Consider the following 23,047-nt stretch of genomic DNA (forward strand, 5'->3'; position numbering starts at 1 on the left):
GTTCCGGCGCGTCAATGGTCGCGTCTGGTGCGCACCCATTCGGTCTGGCGGCGCACGACGAAGCTCAGGTAGATCGGCAGCTTGGCCAGCACGTACATCGGCGCCTTCAGCAGCTCGCCCAGTCCGATCAGGTCGGACGCGAAACGCTGCCGCGCGATGACGATCGCCGTCACCAGCGCCAGGACGCCCAGCAGCGCGATCACCAGGCCGGCCACGAGTCCCGTGGCGAGCGCCCAGACCGCCTGCGCCAGCACGGCCACGACCAGCAGGCCGGCCAGCAGCGCCAGCGGCGGCACCAGCATGTCCATCACCAGCATCGCCTGCGCGAAGCGGCCGCGGCGCAGCGCATCCCACAGCAGCCGGGGCCCTTCCCCGACCAGCAGCGACAGGTGACCGTGCTCCCAGCGCGTGCGCTGGCTGCGTTCGCCCTCCTGGCTGGCGGCGAAGACGCTGGTGACCAGCACGTCCTCGCAGAACAGCGGCGGCGTGCCCTCGCGGGCCAGGCGCACGCCGAGCTGCATGTCCTCGGCCAGATGGCCGCTGGCCAGCGGCGCGCGCAGCGCGACGACCCACGGGAAGGCCATGCCGGTGCCCAGCAGCTGGCACGGCAGGCCGAGCCGGAACATGCCGCGCGAGCGCGCCAGGTTCTTCACGCGCATCGCGAACTCGGCGACACGCGCCTTGAGCCCGGGCGTGGGCGCATGCATCAGGTAGCTGGCCTGCACCGGCCGGCCGTGCGCCTGCGCCAGGCTCGCCAGGCGCGGGATCAGCCCCGGCGACAGCACGCAGTCGGCGTCCAGCACGATCACGACGTCGGGCGCATGGCCCTCGCGCAGCGCCAGCGCTTCCAGGTGGCGCACGCCGAAGTCCAGCGCGTAGCCCTTGCCCCGGCGCTCGGCGTCCTGGCGTTCGACGACCTCGGCGCCGACCATGCGGGCCTGCGCGGCCGTGTCGTCGCCGCAGTTGTCGGCCACGACCAGCACGCGGTCGTCCGGGCCCAGTTGCGACAGGGTCTGCATGATCGTCGCGCGCACCCCGTGGCCCTCGTCGTGGGCCGGGATCAGCACGGCGATGCGGCCCGGGCGCGGCTGCTGCGGCAGCGGCGCCGGGCGCTTCATCGCCAGCAGGACCTGGGTCAGCAGCAGCCCCGCCGGCAAGGCCAGCGCCAGCGTGCCGAGGATCAACAGCGCGTGGATCACGGTCAGCACGAGGTCAAGCATGGGCGTACTCGCTGAAAAGCCGGAGCAACCGCGTGGCCTCCGTGTCCACGTCGTGGCGCGCGAGCACGCGCGTGCGGGCCGCGTCGGCCATCTGGGCCAGGCGCGCGTCGTCGCAGTCGAGGCACTCGCGCATCGCGTCGGCCAGCGCCTGCGCGTCGCCGGCCGGCACCAGCCAGCCGTGCGTGCCGGGCACGATGAGTTCGGGGATGCCGGCGATGGACGTGCTCACCACCGGACGGCCCAGCGCCATCGCTTCCATCGCGACGACGGGCAGGCCCTCGGCGAAGCTGGCCAGCACCAGCGCGCGCGCCGCCATCAACTCGGCGCGGACCTGGTCGCTGCCGATCCAGCCCGTGATGCGCACCGTGCGCTGCAGGCCGAGCTCGGCGATGCGCGCCTCGATGGCGGGACGCAGCTCGCCGTCGCCGGCCAGCACCAGCTCGAAGTCGGGCCGGTGCTTCGCCACCAGCGCGGCGGCCTCGATCAGCAGCAGGTGGCCCTTCTGCTCGGCGAGCCGGCCGATCGCCAGCAGGCGGCTGCCGGTCGGCGGCGTGTCCGCGCCGGCGTGGAAGCCCGGCTCCAGCCCGCAGTGCACGACCTGCACCTTGGCCCAGTGCGCGCGCTCCACCCAGCGGAACAGCTGGCTGCGGCAGAAGGACGTGATCGCGACGACGAAGCGCGCGCGGCGGATCTTCTCGCCCAGGTGCAGGAACTCGGGCTTGTCGAATTCCTCGGGCCCGTGGACGGTGAAGCTGTAGCCCGGGCCGCCCAGCGCGTGCAGCAGCATCGCGACTTCGGCCGAGTTGGTGCCGAAGTGCGCGTGCACGTGCGTGACGCCGGCATCGCGCGTCAGCTTCAGCGCGACGCAGGCCTCGGCCAGGTACACGAGGTGCAGCGGCAGCGGCCGGTCGGCGCGGCGCCCCATGCGCAGCGCGAGCTTGAGCGCACCGAGGAAACGTCCGGGCGCGCGGAGCGCCTCGCGGACCAGCGCGCCGCCGAGCGCCCCCGCGCCACCGCGCAGCAGGTAGTGGGTGCGGCCCTTCTCCGCCTGGTCCTGCGCGTCGGGCGCGGGATCGTTCCAGCCGCGCACCGCCACGCGCAGGACGTCCTGGCCCTGCTTCTCCAGCGCGAGGATCTCGCGGCGGATGAACGTGTGGCTGACCTTCGGATAGTGGTTGACGAGGTAGGCGATCTTCAAAGGGTCAAACTCCCAGACTCCTGACCATCCACGGGGGCCGGAAGCTTGTTCTTGTCATGGCCGGCAGCGGCGCCGGGGTTCTCGTCGCGAGGGCAAGCATCGTTCCCGGCACGGGCCGGCACGAACGCCCCGGCGACCGGCGAGGTGGCCCGCGTGCCATGCAGGATGCGTGCCGGATTGCCGACGGCCGTCGCGCCGGGCGGCACATCCTGCAGCACGACGCTCATCGCGCCGACCTTGCAGCCGGCGCCCAGCCGCACGCCACCCAGCACCTGCGCATAGGCGCCGAGCTCCACGCCGTCCTCCAGCACCGGACACGGTCCCCCGTCGACGCGGTTGCCCAGCGTCACGCCCTGGCGCAAGGTGCAGCCGGCACCGATCACGGTGCCCGGATTCACGAAGATGCCGCCGAAGTGCCAGATCCGCAGCCCCGGGCCGATGCGCGTCTGCTTGGGCAGGCTGATGCCGGTCAGCGTCTCGACGACCGTATGCAGCAGCAGGTGGAAGCCGCGATGCAGCTTCTGAGCGAAGCCCGCCGGCGCCGCGTCGACGCGGCGGCCGTAGCGGTAGACCCACAGCGCCCACATCGACTGCTCGCGCAGCGGCATGCGGCCCAGGCCCCAGCGGGCGACGTCGGCGGCCCAGTCGGGATCGCGGTGCGCGCGCAGCGTCATCGGGCGCTCCTCGGCGAGGCCTTGTCCATCGGCTTGTCGGCGCCGTCCACGGGCACCAGCGTGCCGCCCACCGACGACTCGCCCGGTCCCGGGCCGCTGCGCACGGTCACCCGCACGGCGCCCTGCCCTTCGGGCCATTCGAAGGTCTTGCTGGCGCCATCGGCCAATTCGCCGCTGTCGAACAGCGTCGTGCGCCGATCGGCATCCAGCAGTTGCAGCTGCAGCTTCGCGCCGCCGGTGGCGGTCGCGGTCAACCGGTAGCGCTTGCCCGCCTCGGGCTTGGCCCACGTGACCGGCTGCAGGCCGCGGCCGGAATCGTTGACCAGCACCATCACGCCGTCGCCCGGCGGGAACACGACCGCCTGGCGGCGCGTATCGAAGCCGGCGCCCGGCCGGTCACCCGAGGGGGCGGCGGCGGTTGCGCCGGTCGCGCCGGTCGCGCTGGTCGAGGCCGACTTCATCGCGGCGTCGCTGCCGCCCGCGGGCCGCCACGGGCCGCGCAGCGAGAACCGGTTCTGCGGCGCCTGCATCGACATGGGCCGGCCGTTGCCGTCGACCCAGCGCTCCACCGCCACGACCTGGCGCAGCGCGCCGCGCACGCGGTCCAGCTCGGCCGCGAACTCGGGATGCCAGCCGCGCTTCATCGGCGACTTGTTGGCGCCCATCTCGACGTAGATGACGTAGGGCGTCTCGACATTGCGGTCCACGACGTAGGCGCCGTAGACCTTCAGCGTGCGCGCGACCTTGCGCAGCAGCGGGTCCTTGATGCGCTCGGTGTCGAAGTCCGGCGGCAGCATCATCAGCGCGCCCTGCGGAATCTTGCCGGTGTTGGACTTCGCGCCCGTGTCGGCCGAGGTCGCGGGAAAGATGTAGGCCGGATCCGGCGACAGGCCCGTGTGCGTCAGCGACATCGCCAGCGCATGCCGGAACACCTCGTCGTCGTCGTCGATCTCCTTGGCGCGCACCAGCCCGCCCATCGTCGGCACCGCCGCGGCGCGCGCGCCCTGGAAGTAATGACCGGGCTCGCCCCAGCCGCGGCCGTCCAGCTTGGTCCACGCGTACTGGTCCGCGCGCCATTGGCCATCGATGAAGCGCAGCACGTTGAACGAATGGATCACGCGATCCACCGGATCGACGATGTCGCCGTGGCCGTCGGCGGCGCTCGCCGGCTCGACGCCGGCGGGCCAGCGCGGGATGGTGATCCGGTCACGCATCGCTCCCGCGTCCGGATCCCAGATGCCCTGGCGGCCCGGCAGCGGCATCACGGTCACCGGCTTGTCGTCGGGCGAGGCGACGAACACGCCGGTCGACCACTTGCCGTCTTCCATCGTCGGGTAATTGCGGGCCCGGGGGATCTCGTCGGTGCCCAGCGTCACGCCGATGGGGCGCGCGTTCCACGGCGAGTCCGCCGCGAATGGCCGGTCCGGCGTGCCAAAACGCAGATGGCGCACCGCGCGGGCCTGCGGATCATTCCTGTCGGCGGCATCGGACTTGTCGCCGCGTGCAGCCGCTTGAGGCTGGGCCGACGCATCGAGGCAGACGGTCGCGGCCGCGCCGGCGATCACGCCGCACAGCAGCCAGGTCACGGGGATGACGGAACGGATTGTGAGCATCGACGACATCCGTCCAGCCTCAAACACTACGAACCGGGTCATTGGACATCCTCACTCGGTGGCCCATCGCAATAAAGTGTCGCTCGAAGTAAAACGTCGACAGATGCGCGAGCAGGAAGATCACTGCGAGCAGCAGTGGTCGCTTGAGGTACTTTTCGGTGACATCGCCGGAGCCCAGCCAGGTGTGCTCCAACGGCACATGCAGCACGTAGACCGCGAAGGACACCGCCGCCAGATAGCCCCAGAAGGGGCGCGACAGGAACACCGACGGCGCCGAGCGCGGCTGGCTCATCAGCGCGCCGGTGAGCACCAGCACGGCATACGGCCGCACGAACGAGGCGAAGTTGCCGTCCACGCTGTAGCAGGTCAGGCACAGCATCGCCGCGGCGATCCACAGGACCACGGGCCGCTCGAAGAACTCGAGCGCCTCGCGCCGGCTCGGCGAGTGCAGCAGGATCGCCAGCACGAAGCCCGCGAGGATGTCGTCGATGCGGTACCAGGTGATGCTGCCGCTGTAGCCGCTCATGTACACGCGATAGGCCGTCACGGCGAAGAGCAGCACCGGGACCGCGATGCGCGCCACGCCCGGACGGAAGAACAGCAGCAGCGTGGCCAGCGCGTAGAACTGCAGTTCGACGCACAGGCTCCAGAAGTGGTCCAGCGGCACGCGCATGCCGGGGCTGCTGAGGTTGGCGTAGAACAGCAGGTGCGAGGCCAGTGCCGACGGCGGGAAGTGCCAGATGGCGGCGACCACCACCGCGACCAGCCAGGCCAGCGGCAGGATGCGCAGCAGCCGCTTGGCCACGAACTCCAGCGGGTGCGACTGGATCAACACCTGCTTGCCAATGAAATATCCGGACAGCACGAAGAACAGCGCCATGCCCAGCATGCCGGCCGATTCGTTGAGCCGCGGTCCGAGGGCGTTGAGCGGCAGCAGGTGCGCGACCAGCACGGTCACGATGCTCAGGCCGCGCACGCCGTCCAGGACCGGGGACCGGGCTGCGGCGCCGCTCATGCCGGCTCCGTGACGGCCCACGGTCGCGCCACCCGGCGCACGGCGCGCCGCGGCCGGTGGCCGATGTCGGCCTTCTCATGGCAGACGATGGCGCAGCCCGCGCCCATCACGAACCAGAAGAACCAGTTGAAGACGAGGTAGCTCAGCATGTTGTCGGACAGCGAGACCACCACGTAGCCGATCAGCAGCGCGATGAACATCGCCGACAGGAGCGCGTCCTCGCGGCGGAAGCGCCAGAAGATCTGCGCCGCGCGCCAGTACTTCCAGTAGTAGGCGCCCAGGCCGACGATGCCGACGTCGAACAGCATCTGCACCGCCACGCTGTGCGCCCCGGTGGTCATGCCGCCGCTCAGGCTGAAGAAGGTCGGCGAGTTGAAGAAGAAGCCGCCCGAGCCGTAGCCGAACGCGTAGCGGATCGGCGCCATCCACGCGATGGCGTCCTCCCACAGCACGCGGCGCCAGGTGAAGGAGTTCAGCTTGGCGTACTGCACCACCACGTTGCCCTGGCCGATGTCGAGCACGCGGTCGCGGATGTCGGGCACCAGCAGCGCCAGCAGCGGCACCAGCAGCAGGTAGAGCAGGAAGCGGCGCTCGAACAGCAGCCCGTACAGGAAGAACATCGCGCCGGCGGCCATCCATGCGCTGCGCGTCTTGGTCGCCGCCAGCAGGGCCAGCAGGACCAGCAGGTAGAAGGCCATGGCCAGCCGCGCGGCGGTGGTCGTGGTGGCCAGCGTGCGCGCGTTCTTCCAGAGGTAGAGCAGCACGCCCTGCATCAGCACCAGGTAGAAGGCCAGGATGTTGGGGTGCGAGAACGGCCCCTTGTAGCGGCCCATCGCCGCCGGGTCGTTGGTGACGTGGACGTCGCCGCGCGCGATCGCGACCAGCGTGTAGAGCGCCACCGGCACCGAGGACCAGATCACCAGCTTGAGGATGCGGTCGAACGAGGTCCAGTCCTCGACGACGTAGAAGGCAACGACGAACATCGCCATCGTGCTGAGCGTGCCCAGGAAGGTGCGCAGCTCCGGCAGCCGGTCCGGCGAGTACAGCAGGCCCACCGCCTGCGTCACGATGAAGGGCAGCCACACCATCCAGGCCACGCGCGGGATGCGGCGCGGCTCGCGCATCCAGAACACCAGGGCCAGCAGGATCACCGCCAGGTTCACCAGGCCGCCCAGGCCGCCGAAACTCGCGAAGCGCGCCTCCTCGAGCACCGGGTTGCCGATGGCCCGCAGCAGGATGATGGTCAGCAGCAGCGCCTTCGGATTGGCCAGGAACATGAAGGCCACGATCAGCGCCACCGGCAGCACGACGAAGAACACCGGCTTCTGCGCCGCCAGGTCGCCCATGACGACGCAAGCGATGCCCAGGACCATGCAGCCGACGGCCAGCGCCAGCGCCCACGCCAGCGTCCGCCGCGCCGGCAGCCGCGAGCGGCGGTCGTTGCCGTAGGGGTTCAGGCCCTTGCTTGCCGCGTTCATCGGACCAGCATCCCGCGGGCCGAGGCCGGGACGGACGCCACCAGCTCGGCAAGGAATCGTTCCATCAGCGCCTGCGACGCCGGCGCGGCGCCGGCCTGCGCCAGGCGCTGCGAGGCGCGCACCAGGATGCCGTCGGGAATGCGCCCCGCCAGCCCTTCATTGAGGATGTACCAGCGCGCGGCCAGGCCGTCGCCGCCGTAGCTGTCGCCGATGCGGATCCAGTAGCGCACCGCCTCGAAGCCGCCGCCGCGGCTTTCGGCCAGCAGCTGCGTCGTGGGCACCGGCAGCGCGCGGCCTCGGGTGGCGATCGGGCGGCCGGCCTCGCTGACGCGCACGGCGAAGCCCTGCGCGGGATAGCAGACCTCGGGCCGGTGCACCTTCACGTCCTGGCGCTGGCGCTCGCCCCAGGCCAGCGCGAGCATCACCTGCTCGCCGTGGCCGTTGGCATAGGTGCGCATCACCGTCTGGTCGTAGGGCTGCTCCAGCACCGTCTCGACGCCCTGCGCCACGTCGACCTGGGTCGTCGAGTCGGCCACGACGCGCCAATCGCCGAAGGCCTTGGGCACGACCGCATCGAGGCTGGGCGCGCCGGTGACGGCCTGCAGGCGCGGCGTGGCCAGCCACGCCCCGGCGGCCGCGACGCCCATCAGCGCGGCGCCGGTCAGGCAGGCGCGGCGCGAGAAACGCGGCGGCGCGTCGGCCGCACCCGCGGACGCGGTGCTCACCGGGGGCGTGCCCTTGGAGGATGGCATCGGCAGGCTCATCGCGCGCCCCCCGCCGCCGCGCGCAGGCGGTTCCAGCGCAGCGACAGGCCGCGCAGCAGGCCGTCGACGCCGACGATCAGCATCAGCGCGGTCAGGAACAGCGCCATGCCGGAGAACTCGTGCATGAACCCCTGGCCGACGTCGTCGCCCAGGTGGTAGGTCAGCAAGGCCAGGATCAGGATGCGGATCACGTTGGAGCAGTAGGAGATGGGCACGATCAGCAGCGCCAGCGCGACGTTCCGGAACACGGATTCATGGCGCACGACGTTCATGTAGAGCAGGCCGAGCGCCTCGAGCGTGAACAGCGAGTTCAGGCCCGCGCAGGCGTCCGCGACCATCAGCTGGTAGGGACCGATCTGCAGGATCACGCCGGCCCGCGCGATCGGGTAGCCCAAGGCGTACATCAGGGTCTCGGCGCCCCAGGAGGCGGCCAGCTTCATCGGCTGGGTGATGACGTCGACGATCGACGCAGGCAGCGGCACCGCGAAGAGCAGCAGGAAGAAGGCGAAGCCGTAGCGGCGCGCGATCTCGGGCCCGAGCAGCACCAGCGCCAGGCCGAGCAGCACCGGCATCAGCGAGCCCATCTCCAGCACGGCGATCGACTGCGAGCGTCCCAGCACGTAGGCCAGCAGCCCCAGCGCGACCAGCGTCCAGCCGGCCACCGGCGCCGGGCGGGGGCGGAAGGACTTGCCCTCCCGCGCCATGCGCCGGGTCTGGAAGTAGAAGTACCAGGCCGACAGCGCCAGCACGATCGGCCCATGCGAATTGCGGTCGCCGCGCCACGGGCCGCGCAGGAAGTCGACGACGGTGGGCGCGTACAGCGCAACCAGGCCGATCGCCAGCGCGATCAGCGCGACCCGGTTGGCGGCCCAGAAGGCCGCGCCCGGGCGGCCCGGCGCGCCGGGAAGGACATTCTGCGTCATGGCGTTCACTGCGATCCCTGCTGGTGGTTCCGGACATGCGGCGGCACGGGCCCCGCGGCCCCGCCTGTGGTCGATGTTCGCGGCTCTGCCGGCCGCTGTGACGTCTCGCCCGGTATCCGGTGTCAGTATTGGTTCATGACGGTGCCCACCAGCGTGGTGGAAACGCCATCCAGACTGTCGGTGAGGTCCTGCAGCGCGCTCACCCGCGACTGGTTCTGGCGCGCGAGCACCAGCGCCGCGCCGCAGCGCGACGCGACGATGGCGGCGTCCGCGCCGTAGCGGCTGGCGGAGGTGTCCACCAGCACGTGGTCGAACTTGCCGGCCAGCTCGCGCATCAGCAGGCCGAAGGCGGGCCGCTCCAGCAGCTCCACCGGATTGGGCGGCACCGCGCCCACCGGCAGGATGAACAGGCTGTTCAGCCCCTCCACCTGCTGGATCACGCGCGGCTCGCTGCGGCCCGACAGGATGGAGGACAGGCCGGACTGGTTGTTCACGTCGAAGATCTCGTGCTGCCGCGGGCGGCGCAGGTCCGCGTCGACCAGCAGCGTGCGGCCGCCCAACTGCGCCAGCGTCACCGCCAGGTTGGCGGTGAAGTAGCTCTTGCCGTCCAGCGTGTCAGGGCTGATGACGGCCAGTGCGCGGCGCGGCTCGCCCTCGCGGTACAGCCGCATCGTGATCTGGCTGCGGATCGCGCGGAAGACTTCCGACTGCGACGAGAACGGCTGGTTCAGCGCCACCAGCTCGGGGCTGCGCGTCTTGCGTTCGTTGGGGGCGTACGGATAGTGGAACTGCTTGGACAGCGCCTCCAGCACGTCCTCGGCGTTCGCGTAGCCCAGCGCCACCGCGGCTTCGCCGAAGCGGATGCCACGCTCGCGCTGGTACTGCAGCACGCGCTCGACCTGGTCGGCGCTGAGGTTGCGGGTCTCGGCAATGATGGCGCCGATCGAGCGGTCATGCACGCCGGCACCGCTGCCGGAGGAGGGCTTGTTCAGAGGTCCGTCCACGGGTTTGCTGTGAGCCAGGGGAATGGGTTCCTTGAGATCCGACATCAGGCGGCTCCTCGGCTGGCGGTGCCGGGACCGGCACCGAGCAGGCGCCGTTCGGCCGAGGGCAGCGCCGCGCGCTTGCCCGGCGCCGGCAGGACGCCCAGCATCGGCAGCGGCAGCACGGCCATCACGTCGTCGGCATCGCGCACCTTGCGGTCGCGCAGTTCCAGCAGCAGCGCGATGCCGACCGCCAGCACCAGGCCGGCCACGAAGGCCAGCGCCGTGTTCAGCGCCACGCGCGGCGAGGCGGGCTTGAGCGGCGGCGTCGCCTCGGCGAGCAGGTTCACGTTGCTCTGCGTGGACTGGCTTTCCAGGCTGGTCTGCGTCAGGCGCGTGGTGATGTTCTCGTAGGCGCGCTGGGCGCTCTCGACCTCGCGCATCAGGCCGCTGGCTTCATCGCGCGCTTCCTTGAGCTTGACGACCTTGGCGCGCTGCGCCTCCATCTGCGCGCGGGTCTCCGCCTCGCGCTGGCTGTTGATGGTGCTGGTCACCGCGACCGAGCCGGTCACGCGGCGGATTTCCGCGTTCAGCTTGGCGCGCGTATCGGCCACCGAGGCCTTGGCCTCGATCACCTGCGGGTGGTTGTCGCCGTAGCGGGTGCTGAGCTGCTGCAGGTTGGCCTCGGCGCGGCTGACGTCGGCCTTGAGCTGCGACACCACCGGGTTGGCGAGCACATCGGGCAGTTGATCGCCGCTGCGCGCGGCCTGGCCGGAGCGGCTGCGCGACTCGGTCGCCAGCGAGGACAGCGCCACCAGCTGCGAGGACAGTTCGTTCAGGCGGGCGCTCTCGACGTCCAGGCGCTCGTCGGAGGCCAGGATGCCGTGCTCGCGCTCGTAGGCCGAGAGCTTGGCGCGCGCCTGCTCCAGCCGGTCCAGCGCGGCCTTGGCCTGCTGGTCGAAGTAGCCGGCGTACTGGCGCGCGGGTTCGACGCGCAGATCCAGCGTGGTGGCGATGTAGGCCTTGACGAAGGCGTTGGCCATCTGCGCGGCGACCTGGGGCGACGGCGACCGGTAGTTGACCGTCAGCACGTTGCTTTCCTTGGAGGGCTTGACCTCCATGTTGGCCTGCAGGAACGCGGCGACCCATTGCTCCATCGAGCCCTCGGCGCCCTGCGCCTGCCATTGCTCGCGCAATTCGGGCAGCTCGGTCAGGCGCAGGTCGCGCACGACGCGCAGCGCGACGCGATCGCTGGCGATCACGTCCACCTGCGTGTTCATGTAGGCGGGCGAGGCCATGCCGGGATAGATCAGCGCCGACACCGGGTCGGGCTTGGCGTCCACGACGACCGAGGCGCTGGCCAGGTAGCGCTTGGGCAGCACGAGGCTGACCCCGAGCGCCGTCAGGGTGGTCACCATGACCACCAGCAGCACCAGCTGCCAGCGGGCCAGGATGATCGACATCAACTTGCTGGGCGTCACCATGCACTCCTTCGCCGGGACAGGAACCCGGGGTTACTGCGTCAGAACAGGCTCTCGCGGACGAAGATCACGTCGCCGTCCTTGAGCGACTCGTCCATGGCCGGCTTGAGTTCCTGCACCTTGCCGGCAGCGTCCTTGCGATGCACGCGGATGCCGCGCTCGGTGCCGCGCAGCGTCAGACCGCCGCCGGCGGCCAGGCCCTGCAGCAGCGTCATGCCGCGTTCCAGGCGGATCTGGCCGGGCTTCTGGACCTCGCCGTAGATGTAGACCATCGGATAGCGCTCGACCCACAGCACGTCCCCGTTGAGCACCACCACGTCCTGCTCGCGGCCGCCCGGTCCGAACAGCGTCGGCAGGTCGATCTCCAGGCGGAACGGCTTGCCGCCGCGCTGGCCGGTCAGCACCAGCAGGTCGCCGCCGGCGGGCGAGACGCCGCGCGCGTTGGCCAGCAGGTCGGTCAGGCGCGTGTCGGCCACCTCCAGCGGATAACGCCCGGGCTGGTTCACCTGGCCCAGCACGCTGGCCTGGTTGCCGGTGACCTTGAGCACCAGGATCGTCACCTGCGGCTGCTTGACGAAGTTGCCCTTGCGCAGGCCCTCGGCGATGCGGCTCTCGGCCTCGCTGACGGACAGACCGCCGATGCGCACCACGCCCAGCAGCGGGAAGCTGATCGTGCCCGACTCGGACACGCGCGTCTCCAGCGTCATGTCCGGGTTCTGGAACACGCTGATCTTGATCGCGTCGCCCGATCCGAGCCGGTACTCGGCGGCCGCGCCGGTGGACAGGCCGGCCGGCGCGGGGGCGTTGGCGGGGCGCGTGGCCGATTGAGTGGCGGGTTGGGCGATGGCGCCCGTGGCGATCGACGCGGCCAGGAGCGCCGGGACGGCGGTGGCGGCCAGCGAAAGGAGGGGGAAGCGACGCAGGTTCATCATTTGATGCCGAGGCCCTTGGCGAGTTCGTTGTTGTCCACCGGGCCGCTGGCGGCGGTGGGGCTGTCGGACGCGGCAGGCGCGGCCGTGGGCGCGGAGGCCGCGCCTTCGGCGAACTTGCCGACGTATTCGATCCTGGCGTTCTCGCGCATGGACTTGATGTCCTTGGCGACGAGTTCGGCGCGGCGCTGGTTCAGCAGGAACATCTCGATCGACGGACGCGCCTGGGCTTCGGTCGCGGGCTGGCTCTGCGAGCCGGCGAGGAACAGCACGGTCAGGCCGCCGGGGTGGCTGTTCATGATGAACTGGCCGTCCTTCAGGCGCGCGATGGCGTCGAGGTTGTTGAGCGGGATCTGCTCGGCCGAACGCACCATCTGGGAGCCGACGAACTTGAAGTTGTCGGCCTTGAGCGCGTCGACGAATTCGGGGAGGGTCTTGGCACCCTGGAGCTTGGCGCGGATCGCTTCGAACTGCTCCGGCTTCGCCTCGATGTTGAGTTCCTGCAAGTTGTAGATGCGACGCTCGGCAAAAAGTGCCGGTTTGTCGTTGTAGTACTGCTTGATTTCCTGGTCGGACGGCTTGGTCACCGTCTCGCCCAGGTGGTCAGCATAGGCCCTGGCGATGATCTCCCGCTTGGCGGTTTCGATCTGTTGCACCACCCGCGGATCGCGATCGAGCTTGAGATCCTGGGCCTTCTGGACGGCGAGTTCCTGGTCGATCAGGCGCTCCAGGACCTGGCGCGAGGCGGCCTCGACCTGCTCGGGCTTGAGGTTGGGCTGGCGCTGCAGCACGAAGTTGATCTGGTGGACGGTGATCTCTTCCTTGTTCACCTTGGCCGCGGTCTGCGAAGCCTTCGCGCCGCTGCCGCCGCCACAGGCGGCGAGCATCGTTGCGGCAAGAACGGCCGCCGCGATCGCGCCAGCCGAGCCGGCGCGCCGCGCTTCAATCCCGAGGACCCGAGTCCTGATCACCTGCATGTTGTCGACCTTGGTAGTTTTATCTGTCCGCGAGCCCGGCCAGGAGGCGTTCTGCGCGTTCGCGAGAGCGGCGAGTGTAGCCCTGCACCATGACGGAACCGCCTCGTTCCAGGGGTCCCCGGGCCCTCCATTCCGGGGTCGGAGGGGACATAGCAAGAATGGGTCCTGCCCCCGTGGCCATCGGGCCTCCAGCCCCCCCGCGAACAAGGGGGACGCGGGCCCTCCGGTACGCGGGGGAACATCAATGCAACCGCTTGAAATCAGCCGTAAATGGACGAGGCCGCCGGCCTTTCGGACGGCGGCCTCGAGGACCGGCGCGCGGCGCGGGATCAGGGCAGCTTGCCCAGCGCGTTGACCGCGTCGATCAGGCCGAAGCCGTCGTACAGGCTCCAGCCCTTGACGGCGGCGCCGCCCGAGAACGGAATCACCCGCGCCGCCGGCGTCCCCTGCAGGAGGCTCTTGACCTGCTTGGGCGTCAGCGTGCCGGGGCCGCCGGCCTTGTGCAGCATCAGCGCGGCGACGGCGGCCGCATGCGGGGCGGCGGCGCTGGTGCCGAAGAAGTTGTTGAAGCCGTCGCCTTCGTAATCCGAGTTCTTGTAGAAGAAGGTCGTGTTGCCGCCGTCGGGCGCGGCGATGTCGGGCTTCTTGCGCGTCTCGGCCACCGGCAGCCGGTTGCCCGCGGCGTCGAAGGCGATCGTCACCGGACCCGGGCTGGAGAAGCTCTCGAACGCGGGGATGAACGGGCTCTGCTGCGTGGCCGGGAAGGTGTAGCGGTAGGCGGCGACGCTGTTGGCGGCGGCCGCGGCACTGTGGCCGAAGGTCGTCGGGCTGTTGCGCACCTGGAAGGCCGGGCCGCCCCAGCCCTGCAGGTTGAGCAGCCGCACGCGCGAGGCCAGCTTCGTGCCGGCGCTGGTGCGGCCGACCATGATGCGATAGCTGCCGCTGGCGCCGCCGGACAGGCCGACCTGCTCCATGCCGTAGTCGGTGTTGATGTTGTTGGCCGCGAAGGCGAAGACGCAGTTGCCGGCGCTGTTGATCAGGTAGAAGTTCAGGTCGGTGGTGACCTTGTGCTGATAGAAGAGGTCGTCCCACTGCATCAGCAGCGTCGAGCCCGAGGACGTGTAGGTCACCGGCAGCGCGTAGGTGCCGCCGCCGAAGTCCAGGAAGCCGCCGCCGGTGTCGGCCTTGGTGCTGCCGGACGACGGCGAGCTGGTGCAGGTGGCCAGCGACGCGAGGTTGACGTTGCCCAGGTTGGCCGGCGCCGTCGAGAAGGTCGCGGCGGGGATGTCGATCGAGCCGTCGCCGCCGGCCGAGCCCTGGTTGCCGGCGGACGAGAAGTAGGACACCGGCCGGCCCGCCAGCGCCGTGCTGGTCACCACGTCGGTGACGGCCTGCGCGACCTGGCCGTCGGAGAAGAAGGGCTCGTCGTAATAGAACACGTCGTCGACGATCACGTCGGCGCGGCAGGCCGGATCGGTGCGCAGCCGGCGGATGTTGGCGGCGAAGGCGGCCTCGCCCGCGAAGGCGGTGGCGAAGCACAGGTCCGCGGACGGGGCCACGTCCTGCACGATCTGCATCATCGCGCGGCCCTCGTCGGTGTTGCTCGGGCTCGCCGCGTTGTCGATCACGAGCTTGGGCGGACGCAGGTCGCCGGTGGCGATGTCGTTGGCCGCGCGGATCGTGGTGAAGGACAGCGGCGACTGGTCGTAGGAATCGGACAGCACGCCGACGGTGATGCCGGCGCCGGTCCATCCGGCGGCGTTGGCGACGTTGCTGCGCATCACCGGCGCGCCCTGCGAGGTGACCGCGCCGACGTTGCGCTGCGGACGGCGCGTGAGCTTCATCAGGTGCAGGCCGTCGACCGCGGACAGCGAGGCCAGCGCCGAGGGGGGCACGTAGGCCGAGATCGCGCCGTTGCCGAAGGCCGGATTCACGCCGGTGACGCGGGCGCCGGCGGCGGTCAGCGACCCGGTGAAGGCGTCGAGCGAGGCGCCGGCATCCAGGTAGATGTCCACCAGCACGCGGCCCTCTTCATCGGTCATCGACGCCACCAGCGGCTGCGGCGTGTCGGTCTCGACCGCGAGGCTGCGCAGCAGCTTGCGCGCGGCCTGCTTGTCGACCATGTCGGACAGCGCGCTGTCCAGCCGGGCGTGCTGCGCGTGGGCGGTGCCGCAGGCGGCGAGCGCGATCAGCGCCGTCAGGACGCGCAGGCGGGGGAAGGTGCGGGAATTCGTCGTCATGGGCCGGCTCCTCAGGCGTTGGTCTTGTCGGCGGCGGGCTTGCGGCGGCGGATCAGGCCGGCGGCACCCAGCGCCGCGCCGGCCAGCAGCAGGCTGCCGGGCTCGGGCACGTCGGAGGCGGCCGCGGTGCGGGCGCCGGTCAGCACCAGCTCGTAGTCGCCGGACTCGCTGGTGATGCTGTTCCATCCCGTGAGCGCGCCCGCGCCCGGATTCGCGGCCACGTTGCCGCCCTGCCCCAGCAGCGACGGGAAGATCGCCGCGCCGCCGCTCACCGGCGTGTAGCTCGCGCCGGTGATGGCCAGGTAGTACAGGCCGCTGACGGTCGGGATGTAGCCGCTCAGCGTCGATTGCGAACCGCCGGCGTTGCCGTCGTCGTCGTTGGCGATCAGGCCCTTGCCCGCCGCGTCGAACAGGTAGAGCACCGTGTCGAAGAAGTTATAGGGGAAGCCCGACGCGGTCGTGGTCGCGGAGAACGCGGTCCCGGCGGTCAGGTAGACCGCGAACATGTCGGCGTCGGCGCCGCCGTCCAGCGTGCCGCGGATCGCGTCGACGGGGCTGGAGCCGGCGAAGGTCACGGCGGTGGCGATCGACTCGCCGGCATCGGTGCCGCCTTCCAGGAAGACCGCGGCGGCCTGGGCGGACGTCGCCGCCCCCAGGGCCAGCGCCGCGATCGGCAGCCAGGTGTTCTTGATGCGCTTGACTCGGGTGGACATCGGGCTTCCTTTTGAAGTGGGGCGGGCCGCGCGGGATCACCGCGGACACGGCGGTTCCGGACGGCCGAGCGTGAAGCACGACCCGTGCCAGATTTCACGAAAACGTGAAGGTCCGGCGGGAACTCCCGATGCCACCAGGACTTGCGTGCCACCCCCTGGCGCGGGGCCGATCGGAGGGCCACCCCCCGCGATGCGGGGATGTAAAGGCGGCCGACTCCGGGTTAGCCCGGTGGACGCGCGGCCGAGCGGCGCAGCGCGCCGGGCGGCTGGCCCACGATGCGCTTGAAGGCGCGGCTGAACGACGCCTCCGAGTCATAGCCCAGCCGGTCCGCGGCCACCGCCACGCGCATGCCGTCATGGGCGATCCAGCGGCGGGCCTGGAACATCTTCACCTTGGCCACGTACTTGGCCGGGCTCTCGCCGACGGTGCGGGTGAAGGCTTCGGCGAAGCGCGAGCGCGACGCGCCCATCAGCCCGGCCAGCTCCGGCACGCTCCAGTCGCGCTCGGGCTCGGCGTGGATCGCCGCGATCACCTTGCCGATGCTGGGGCACTGCACGGCGGCGATCCAGCCGCTGGCGTCGTTGCAGGCGCATTCCACCCAGGCGCGGATGATGCTGGCGGCCAGCACGTCGGCCATGCGCGCGAGGATCCCGCAGGCGCCGATGCGATCGAGCGCCACCTCGCGTTCCATCGCCTCGAGCAACGCGGGCACGGTCGGATCGCGGCGCGCCAGGTCGTTGGCGCGCATCGCGTCCGGCATCATCGCCAGCAGCGGATGCAGCGGGTCCAGGTTGAAGCGCATCGCGCCGCAGAACACCACGTCGACCGGCTCGGCGGACGGCGCCGCCTTCGCCGCGGCCTCGGCCTCGGCTTGCGCGCCGACCAGGTAGATGTCGTCCGCGACGGCACGGCGCGACAGCGAATCGATCTCCACGGCCGGCAGGTCCGGCGCGCTCGCCAGCACGTGCGCGCTGCCGCGCGGCAGCAGCACCGCGTCGCCGGCATTGAGCCGCACCCACTCGGCGCCGCCGCCGGTCTTCAGCCAGCAGCCGCCGCGCGCGACGAAATGGAAGCGCGCCTCGGCCCGCGCCGGGAAGGCGATGGCCCAGGGCGCGCGCAGCAGGCAGCGGCCGTACTCGACGCCTTCCAGCCGCAGGCCCAGCAGGATCTGCGTCAGCAAGTCGGCCGGCTTGAGCGGCGACGGCGGGAGCGGCCCGGTCATAGGCACATGAACGGGCACATCAACGCGCGCATGCACGGGGCCGGGGACGGCAACAGCTCTGGAGGATTCGTCAAGCATTTCGGCTCTTCCGTCATGGAAACGCCAGGATGCTATCCGTAAGCTGATCCCCATTGCCACTGCCTTGACTTCCGCCGTGACTTCCTCTTGCACCGATTGCCTCGACACCCGCCCGCCGGCTTCCCCGCCCGCGGCCCTGCCACCCGCCGTTCACGACAGCGGCCATGCGCACTGGAGCGCCATTGCCTCGCTGACGCTGGGCGTCTTCGGCCTGGTCACGGCGGAGTTCCTGCCCGCCAGCCTGCTCACCGCCATGGCGGCCGACCTGGGCGTCAGCGCTGGAGCGGCCGGCCAGACCGTCACCGCGACGGCGCTGGTCGGCGCGGTCGCGGCGCCGTCCATCCCGCTGCTGACCCGGCGCCTGGACCGGCGTCTGGTCATGGTCGTCCTGACGCTGCTGCTGATCCTGTCCAACGCCATGGCGGTCACGGCGTCCAGCCTGGGCATGCTGCTCGCGGCGCGGGTCATCCTGGGCGTGGCGCTGGGCGGCTTCTGGTCCATGGCCGCGGCGCTCGCGATGCGGCTCGTTCCCGAGCGCCTGTTCGCGCGCGCCATGTCGGTCATCCTGGCCGGCGTCTCCGTCGCCACCGTCTGCGCGGCGCCGATCGGCGCCTGGATGGGCGAGGTCTGGGGCTGGCGCAGCGCCTTCATCGCGGCCGGCGCGCTCAGCGTGGTCACGCTCGCCGCGCAGGTGCTGACCCTGCCCCGGCTCGCGCCCAAGGACAACCCCGACCTGCGCGTGCTGGGCGAGCTGCTGACGCGGCCGGGCGTGCGCGTCGCGCTGCTGGCGGTGCTGCTGGTCATCTCGGGCCACTTCGCCGGCTTCACCTACATCCGTCCGCTGATGGAGAACGTCACTCACCTGCCGGTCTCCGCCATCTCCGCGATCCTGCTGGGTTACGGCATCGGCGGCTTCTTCGGCAACCTGGCGGGCGGCTTCATCGCCGAGCGCAGTGAACGCCGCGCCATCGTCGCGGGCGGCTCGCTCATCGTGGTGCTGGCGGCGAGCCTGCTGCTGGCGGGCTCCTCCACCTGGGTCACCGCGGTCGCCGTGGTGCTGTGGGGCTTCGCCTTCGGCGCCTTCCCGGTCGGTTTCCAGACCTGGATCGTCCGCGTCGCGCCGGACCAGGCCGAGGGCGCGGGCGGCCTGCTCGTCGCGGCCTTCCAGATCGCCATCGCCAGCGGCGCCATTGGCGGCGGCATGCTGGTCGACCACATCGGCGCGCTCGGCGGTCCCACCTTCGCCGCGGCCGCCATCACGCTCGGCACGCTGCTCACCCTGCGCCACGGCCCCCGCGCCGCTTGAGCGGGGGAGCCGGGGGCGGAACGCTCAGCGCAGGCGGAAGGCCGCGACCGACTGCACCAGCGCGTCCGCCTGCTGCCGCAGGCTTTCCGCGGCGGCGGCCGACTCCTCGACCAGCGCCGCGTTCTGCTGCGTCACCTGATCCATCTGGCTCACCGCCTCTCCCACCTGGTTCACGCCCGCCGACTGCTCCCGCGTCGCATTGCTGATCTCGCCGACGACCTCGGTCACCCGCCCGATCGCGGCCACGATCTCGGTCATCGTCGCGCCGGCTTCCTGGACCAGTCCGGAGCCCTGTTCCACGCGTTCGACGCTGACGGTGATCAGCGATTTGATCTCCTTGGCCGCCTCGGCGCTGCGCTGCGCCAGCGCGCGCACCTCGGAGGCCACGACCGCGAAGCCCTTGCCCTGCTCGCCGGCCCGCGCGGCCTCGACGGCCGCGTTCAGCGCCAGGATGTTGGTCTGGAACGCGATCCCGTCGATGGTGCCGATGATGTCGGCGATGCGCCGGCTGCTTTCGTCGATGCCATGCATGGTCTGGACGAACTGCGTCACCACCGCTCCGCCGCGCCGTGCCACCTCGCTCGCGGAGCGGGCCAGCCGGTCCGCCTCCTGCGCGTGCTCGGAGGTCTGCTGCAGCGTCTCGCCGAGCTCGGTCATCGTCGCGGCCGTCTGCTCCAGCGCGCTGGCCTGCTCCTCGGTGCGCTGGCTCAGGTCGCCATTGCCCATCGCGATCTGCGCGCTCGCGCTGGCCACCGACTCGCTGCCCTGGCGCACGCCGCCCACCACCTGCCGCAGGCCGATCTGCATCGCGTGCAGGCCGGCGATCAGGCTGTGCTGGTCGCCAGGCCGCACATGGATCTCGCTGCTGAGGTCGCCCGCGGCGACCCGCCGCACCAGCTGCGCCGCCTCCGCCGGATCGCCGCCCAGCAGCCGCCGCACGTGGCGCGTCAGCAGCCAGGTCAGCCCGACCGCCATCACCACCGCCGCCAGCGTCAGCAGCAGCGTCCAGCGATGGCCGGCCACGTAGCCCTGGGCGGCGGCCAGCCGCGACTGCTCGCTGCCGCTGGCGTTGTAGTCGGCGGTGCGCTCGATCGCCTTGACCCACGTGTTGAAGCTGTTGCGCGACTCCGACCGGAAGAAGGCGCGCGCCTGGGCGTCCGCGCCGTCGTCGCGCGAGAGCTTCAGCAGCGTCTCCTGGGTCGCGAAATAGCGGTCGCGCGCCGTGATCACCTCGGCGTAGAGCCGGCGCTCCTCGTCATTCGAGATGAAGGGCTGATAGGCCTGCTCGGCGGCCATCAACTCCTTGCGGGCGTGCTCGATGGCGCGTTCGATCTGGGCCATCTCCTCGCGATCGGTGGACAGCAGGTGGTCCGGCTCCATGCGCCGGATCTGGTTGGCCTTGACGCGGATCGCCGCCATGTTCTGGATGCTGGGCAGCCAGTCCTCGGCGATCTCGGTGGTGCCCTCGTGGACGCGGCTCATCTGCAGCAGTCCCATGCCGCCGACCAGCGCGCACAGCGCCACCAGCAGCACGAAGGATGCGGTCAATTGCGTGGACAGACGCCAGGTTCCGATGTTCATGTGATGCTTCCTCCCTTGGTTGATCCTTGAAGTCATCCCCTGCGCGGGCGCGGTCGCCGCCGCGGGCCCTCCAGGGGCGCTTCCCGTCACATCGGCCGATGGTGCCCCGGAGTTGAGCGCCGCGCTACGCCAGTCGCCCTGCCCTGTGGCCCGGCCGGCCGCGGATCCTGTCGCTCATTGCGGGGTCAAGCCGCCACCGCCCATTCGGAATGGCCCTGGCCGGCGAGCCGGATCTGGCCCTTGCCGCTGCGCTTGACGGCGTACATCGCCTCGTCGGCGGCGTGCAGCAGTTCGCGGCAGCCGTCCTCGCCGCCGCCCAGCACCGCGCCGATGCTGGCGCCGACCGAGACCTTCTCGCCGCTGTCCAGCGTGATGCGGCGCTGGATGGAGAACAGGCAGCGCTGCAGCGTCTGCTCCACGTCAGAGGGCCGCGTCACGTCGGAGAGCAGGATCGCGAACTCGTCGCCGCCCAGGCGCGCCACCACGTCGTTGCTGCGCACCAGGTCCTGCAGCCGCTGGGCGACCTCGGTCAGCACCTCGTCGCCGGCCTCGTGGCCATGCTGGTCGTTGATCGGCTTGAAGCCGTCCAGGTCCAGGTAGCAGACCGCGAAGCCGCGGCCGGTGCGGCGCGCCGCGTTGATCGCGTCGCCGACCTTCTCCTCGAACAGGCGGCGGTTGGGCAGGTTGGTCAGCACGTCGCGCAGGGCCAGGTGCTGGGCCTGTTCCTCGCTGCGCTTGAGGCCGTCGATGTCGACCAGCATCCACATCGATTCCGTCTCCGACAGCACGGTGCCGTGCAGGTCGACCCAGAACTCGCCGCCATCCTTGCGGCGCATGCGCAGCTGGGTGTGGAAGCGGCCGCCCGAGCGGATCGTGGCGCTGCCGGCATCGCGGACGCGGGCGTGCTCCTGCTGGCTCAGGAAGAGCAGATGCGAGGGCCGGCCGACCAGCTCGCCCGGGCCGTAGCCGAACATGCGCTCCAGCGCCGGGTTGCCCCAGACGGCCTGTTCATCGCGGATCCGGACCATGCCGATCAGGTCGTTCTGCAGCATCGCGTCCTGCTCGCGCGCCAGCTGCTGCAGCGCGTCGCGGGCGCGGCGCTCGCCGCGGTGGATGCGGTGGATCAGCGCCGACGCGGCCGCCACGGCCAGCGCCACCAGCGCCGCCAGCAGCGCCTGCTGCACGGCCTGCCCGCGCCAGCCGGCGAGGAAGTACTCGGTGCTCATGCCGGTGAACAGCGTCATGCCGTAGCCCGGCACCTTGCGGTAGGCGGTGATGCGCTCGACGCGGTCCAGCGCCGTCGGCGTGATGTAGACGCCGCGCTCCGGGTTCTGCGCGAGCGAGCGCAGCGCCTCGTCGGACAGCGCCTTCTTGCCGAAGCCCTTGGTGGAGCTGGGCTCATGGGCGGAGTAGCGCGCCACCAGGTTCATCCCCTCGGAGCGCAGCGAGACCGCGCCCGACGGGCCCAGCGCCACGCCGCTGAAGCGGTCGACGAAGTGCTGCGCGGTGACGACGGCGTAGACGATGCCGTCGAACTTGCCGTCGTGGTCGATCAGGCGGCGCGCCAGGATCACGCACCAGTGGCCCTGGGTGCGGCTGTTCAAGGGCTCGGAGACGACCATCGCGTCGGTCACCCGGGCCTGGGCGAAGTAGGCGCGGTCACCGATGTTGAAGGGGCGCTCGCCGGGCATCAGGCCGGTGACGACGGTGCCGTTGACGTCGGCGACGCGCAGCGCCGCGACCTGCGGCAGCAGGCCGCGCTGTTCCTCGACCAGGTGGGCCACCATCGCGGTCTGGTCGGGCGACGGCCGCGCGCTGCGGTAGCGCAGCGCGATCGTGGCCAGCGCGTTGTCGGTGTTGCGCATCTCGGCGCCGACCTCGACCGCGATGTTCTGCGCCAGGTTCTCGACCACGTCGCGGGCGCGATCGGTGTCGGTCAGGCGCAGGTTCCACAGGCTCAGTGCCGACATCGCGACCAGCGCCGCGACCATCAGCAGGTTGCCCAGCAGCAGCCACCGGGCCATGCGGCCGCGAGCGGACCAGGAGAGCGCCGGCAGCGCCGGCATCGACCACCGGCGCAGCCGGGGGAATTTCGGCAGCGAGGGCAGAGGGATGGCGAGCTTCATGGCGGGTCCTCCTGAGGTCCGGTCAGCCGTGGGCGGCGGCGCAAAGGTCGGCGCGCGGGCCGGCGTTCATGGGCACCAGCGCTGCGCCACGGCGGCACAGCTCGTGCAGATCGCTGAGCAGTTGCTCGAAATCGAAGGCCTTGTCGTAGAAGGCATCCGCGCCGCGGCGGCGGCACAGGGGGGCGCAGGTGCCGGCGTCATCGGCGCTCAGCACGAAGACGCGGCCCGTGTAGCGATGGCCGCGCAGGCGGCTGAGCACCGACAGGCCGGTGCCCTGCGCCAGGCGCAGGTCCAGCAGCACGACGTCGGGCGTGGTGGCCAGCACGGCGTCCACGGCCTCGTCCTCGCCGGACGCCTGCGCCACGACGGTGATGCCGTCGAGCTGCTCGGCGCGGCGCACCAGGAGCTGGCGCACCGGAACGTTATCTTCGATGACAGCGACTTTCATGGCTGCCATGGTCCGCTTCCCGGAGCGGGCACGCCATCCAGCGGCTCCATCTCCCGATGAGCGCCGGATGCGGGACG

The 23,047-nt window shown here is 71.1% G+C and carries 19 protein-coding genes; 1 reads left to right on the forward strand and 18 read right to left on the reverse strand.

Annotation, left to right across the window (positions count from 1 at the left end; all coding sequences use genetic code 11):
• Positions 1-11: 11 nt before the first annotated feature.
• From ACEN96_RS23230 to ACEN96_RS23300, 15 genes are all read right to left on the reverse strand, one after another.
• Positions 12-1,220 (reverse strand): glycosyltransferase family 2 protein, encoded by a 1,209-nt coding sequence (locus ACEN96_RS23230; RefSeq protein WP_495585394.1) that lies wholly within the window; start codon positions 1,218-1,220, stop codon positions 12-14.
• The gene (locus tag ACEN96_RS23235) at positions 1,213-2,418 is read right to left on the reverse strand and encodes a glycosyltransferase (protein WP_495585395.1); all 1,206 of its coding nucleotides are present in this window, start codon (positions 2,416-2,418) and stop codon (positions 1,213-1,215) included. Before ACEN96_RS23235 ends, ACEN96_RS23230 begins: the two co-directional genes overlap by 8 nt.
• Positions 2,415-3,092, reverse strand: coding sequence for a serine acetyltransferase (locus ACEN96_RS23240; RefSeq protein WP_495585396.1), 678 nt, complete (start codon positions 3,090-3,092; stop codon positions 2,415-2,417). The genes ACEN96_RS23235 and ACEN96_RS23240 overlap by 4 nt, the downstream gene beginning before the upstream one ends.
• Positions 3,089-4,705, reverse strand: a complete 1,617-nt coding sequence (locus ACEN96_RS23245) for an Atrophin-1 multi-domain protein (protein ID WP_495585397.1) — start codon at positions 4,703-4,705, stop codon at positions 3,089-3,091. The genes ACEN96_RS23240 and ACEN96_RS23245 overlap by 4 nt, the downstream gene beginning before the upstream one ends.
• Before the next feature lie 19 nt (positions 4,706-4,724).
• Positions 4,725-5,720 carry an acyltransferase family protein gene (locus ACEN96_RS23250; protein ID WP_495585398.1) on the reverse strand — a complete coding sequence of 332 codons (996 nt, stop codon included), beginning with the start codon at positions 5,718-5,720 and terminating at the stop codon, positions 4,725-4,727.
• Positions 5,717-7,198 (reverse strand): O-antigen ligase family protein, encoded by a 1,482-nt coding sequence (locus tag ACEN96_RS23255; protein ID WP_495585399.1) that lies wholly within the window; start codon positions 7,196-7,198, stop codon positions 5,717-5,719. Before ACEN96_RS23255 ends, ACEN96_RS23250 begins: the two co-directional genes overlap by 4 nt.
• Positions 7,195-7,950, reverse strand: a complete 756-nt coding sequence (locus ACEN96_RS23260; protein ID WP_495585400.1) for an exosortase C-terminal domain/associated protein EpsI — start codon at positions 7,948-7,950, stop codon at positions 7,195-7,197. The genes ACEN96_RS23255 and ACEN96_RS23260 overlap by 4 nt, the downstream gene beginning before the upstream one ends.
• Positions 7,951-7,958: 8 nt before the next feature.
• A complete protein-coding gene (gene xrtB, locus ACEN96_RS23265; protein WP_495585401.1) occupies positions 7,959-8,885 on the reverse strand; it encodes an exosortase B in 927 nt (308 codons plus the stop codon).
• 122 nt (positions 8,886-9,007) lie between these two features.
• Positions 9,008-9,889: a polysaccharide biosynthesis tyrosine autokinase gene (locus tag ACEN96_RS23270; RefSeq protein WP_495585402.1), complete on the reverse strand. Its 882-nt coding sequence runs from the start codon at positions 9,887-9,889 to the stop codon at positions 9,008-9,010.
• A 44-nt stretch (positions 9,890-9,933) separates the two neighbouring features.
• The gene (epsF, locus tag ACEN96_RS23275) at positions 9,934-11,352 is read right to left on the reverse strand and encodes a chain length determinant protein EpsF (protein ID WP_495585403.1); all 1,419 of its coding nucleotides are present in this window, start codon (positions 11,350-11,352) and stop codon (positions 9,934-9,936) included.
• 38 nt (positions 11,353-11,390) lie between these two features.
• On the reverse strand, positions 11,391-12,278 hold the full coding sequence (gene epsE / locus ACEN96_RS23280) for a polysaccharide export protein EpsE (RefSeq protein ID WP_495585404.1): 888 nt from the start codon (positions 12,276-12,278) through the stop codon (positions 11,391-11,393).
• Positions 12,278-13,411: an EpsD family peptidyl-prolyl cis-trans isomerase gene (locus tag ACEN96_RS23285; RefSeq protein ID WP_495585405.1), complete on the reverse strand. Its 1,134-nt coding sequence runs from the start codon at positions 13,409-13,411 to the stop codon at positions 12,278-12,280. The genes epsE and ACEN96_RS23285 overlap by 1 nt, the downstream gene beginning before the upstream one ends.
• Positions 13,412-13,584: 173 nt before the next feature.
• Entirely contained in the window at positions 13,585-15,495 is a 1,911-nt protein-coding gene (locus ACEN96_RS23290) for a S8 family serine peptidase (protein ID WP_495585406.1), read from the reverse strand.
• Between the two features lie 11 nt (positions 15,496-15,506).
• Positions 15,507-16,208, reverse strand: a complete 702-nt coding sequence (locus ACEN96_RS23295) for a DVUA0089 family protein (protein ID WP_495585407.1) — start codon at positions 16,206-16,208, stop codon at positions 15,507-15,509.
• Between the two features lie 221 nt (positions 16,209-16,429).
• On the reverse strand, positions 16,430-17,431 hold the full coding sequence (locus tag ACEN96_RS23300; RefSeq protein ID WP_495585408.1) for an AraC family transcriptional regulator: 1,002 nt from the start codon (positions 17,429-17,431) through the stop codon (positions 16,430-16,432).
• 154 nt (positions 17,432-17,585) lie between these two features.
• Here ACEN96_RS23300 and ACEN96_RS23305 point away from each other — a divergent pair, with 154 nt between their 5' ends.
• On the forward strand, positions 17,586-18,815 hold the full coding sequence (locus tag ACEN96_RS23305; RefSeq protein WP_495585409.1) for an MFS transporter: 1,230 nt from the start codon (positions 17,586-17,588) through the stop codon (positions 18,813-18,815).
• Between the two features lie 24 nt (positions 18,816-18,839).
• Here ACEN96_RS23305 and ACEN96_RS23310 read toward each other — a convergent pair whose 3' ends face one another.
• The 3 genes from ACEN96_RS23310 to ACEN96_RS23320 all read right to left on the reverse strand — a co-directional run bounded on the left by ACEN96_RS23310 (position 18,840) and on the right by ACEN96_RS23320 (position 22,970).
• Positions 18,840-20,396 (reverse strand): methyl-accepting chemotaxis protein, encoded by a 1,557-nt coding sequence (locus tag ACEN96_RS23310; protein ID WP_495585410.1) that lies wholly within the window; start codon positions 20,394-20,396, stop codon positions 18,840-18,842.
• Positions 20,397-20,581: 185 nt separating this feature from the next.
• Positions 20,582-22,522, reverse strand: a complete 1,941-nt coding sequence (locus ACEN96_RS23315; protein WP_495585411.1) for a sensor domain-containing diguanylate cyclase — start codon at positions 22,520-22,522, stop codon at positions 20,582-20,584.
• 22 nt (positions 22,523-22,544) lie between these two features.
• On the reverse strand, positions 22,545-22,970 hold the full coding sequence (locus ACEN96_RS23320; protein ID WP_495585412.1) for a response regulator: 426 nt from the start codon (positions 22,968-22,970) through the stop codon (positions 22,545-22,547).
• Between the last annotated feature and the right edge of the window lie 77 nt (positions 22,971-23,047).

The organism is Roseateles sp. Mitsp63 (assembly GCF_059491535.1).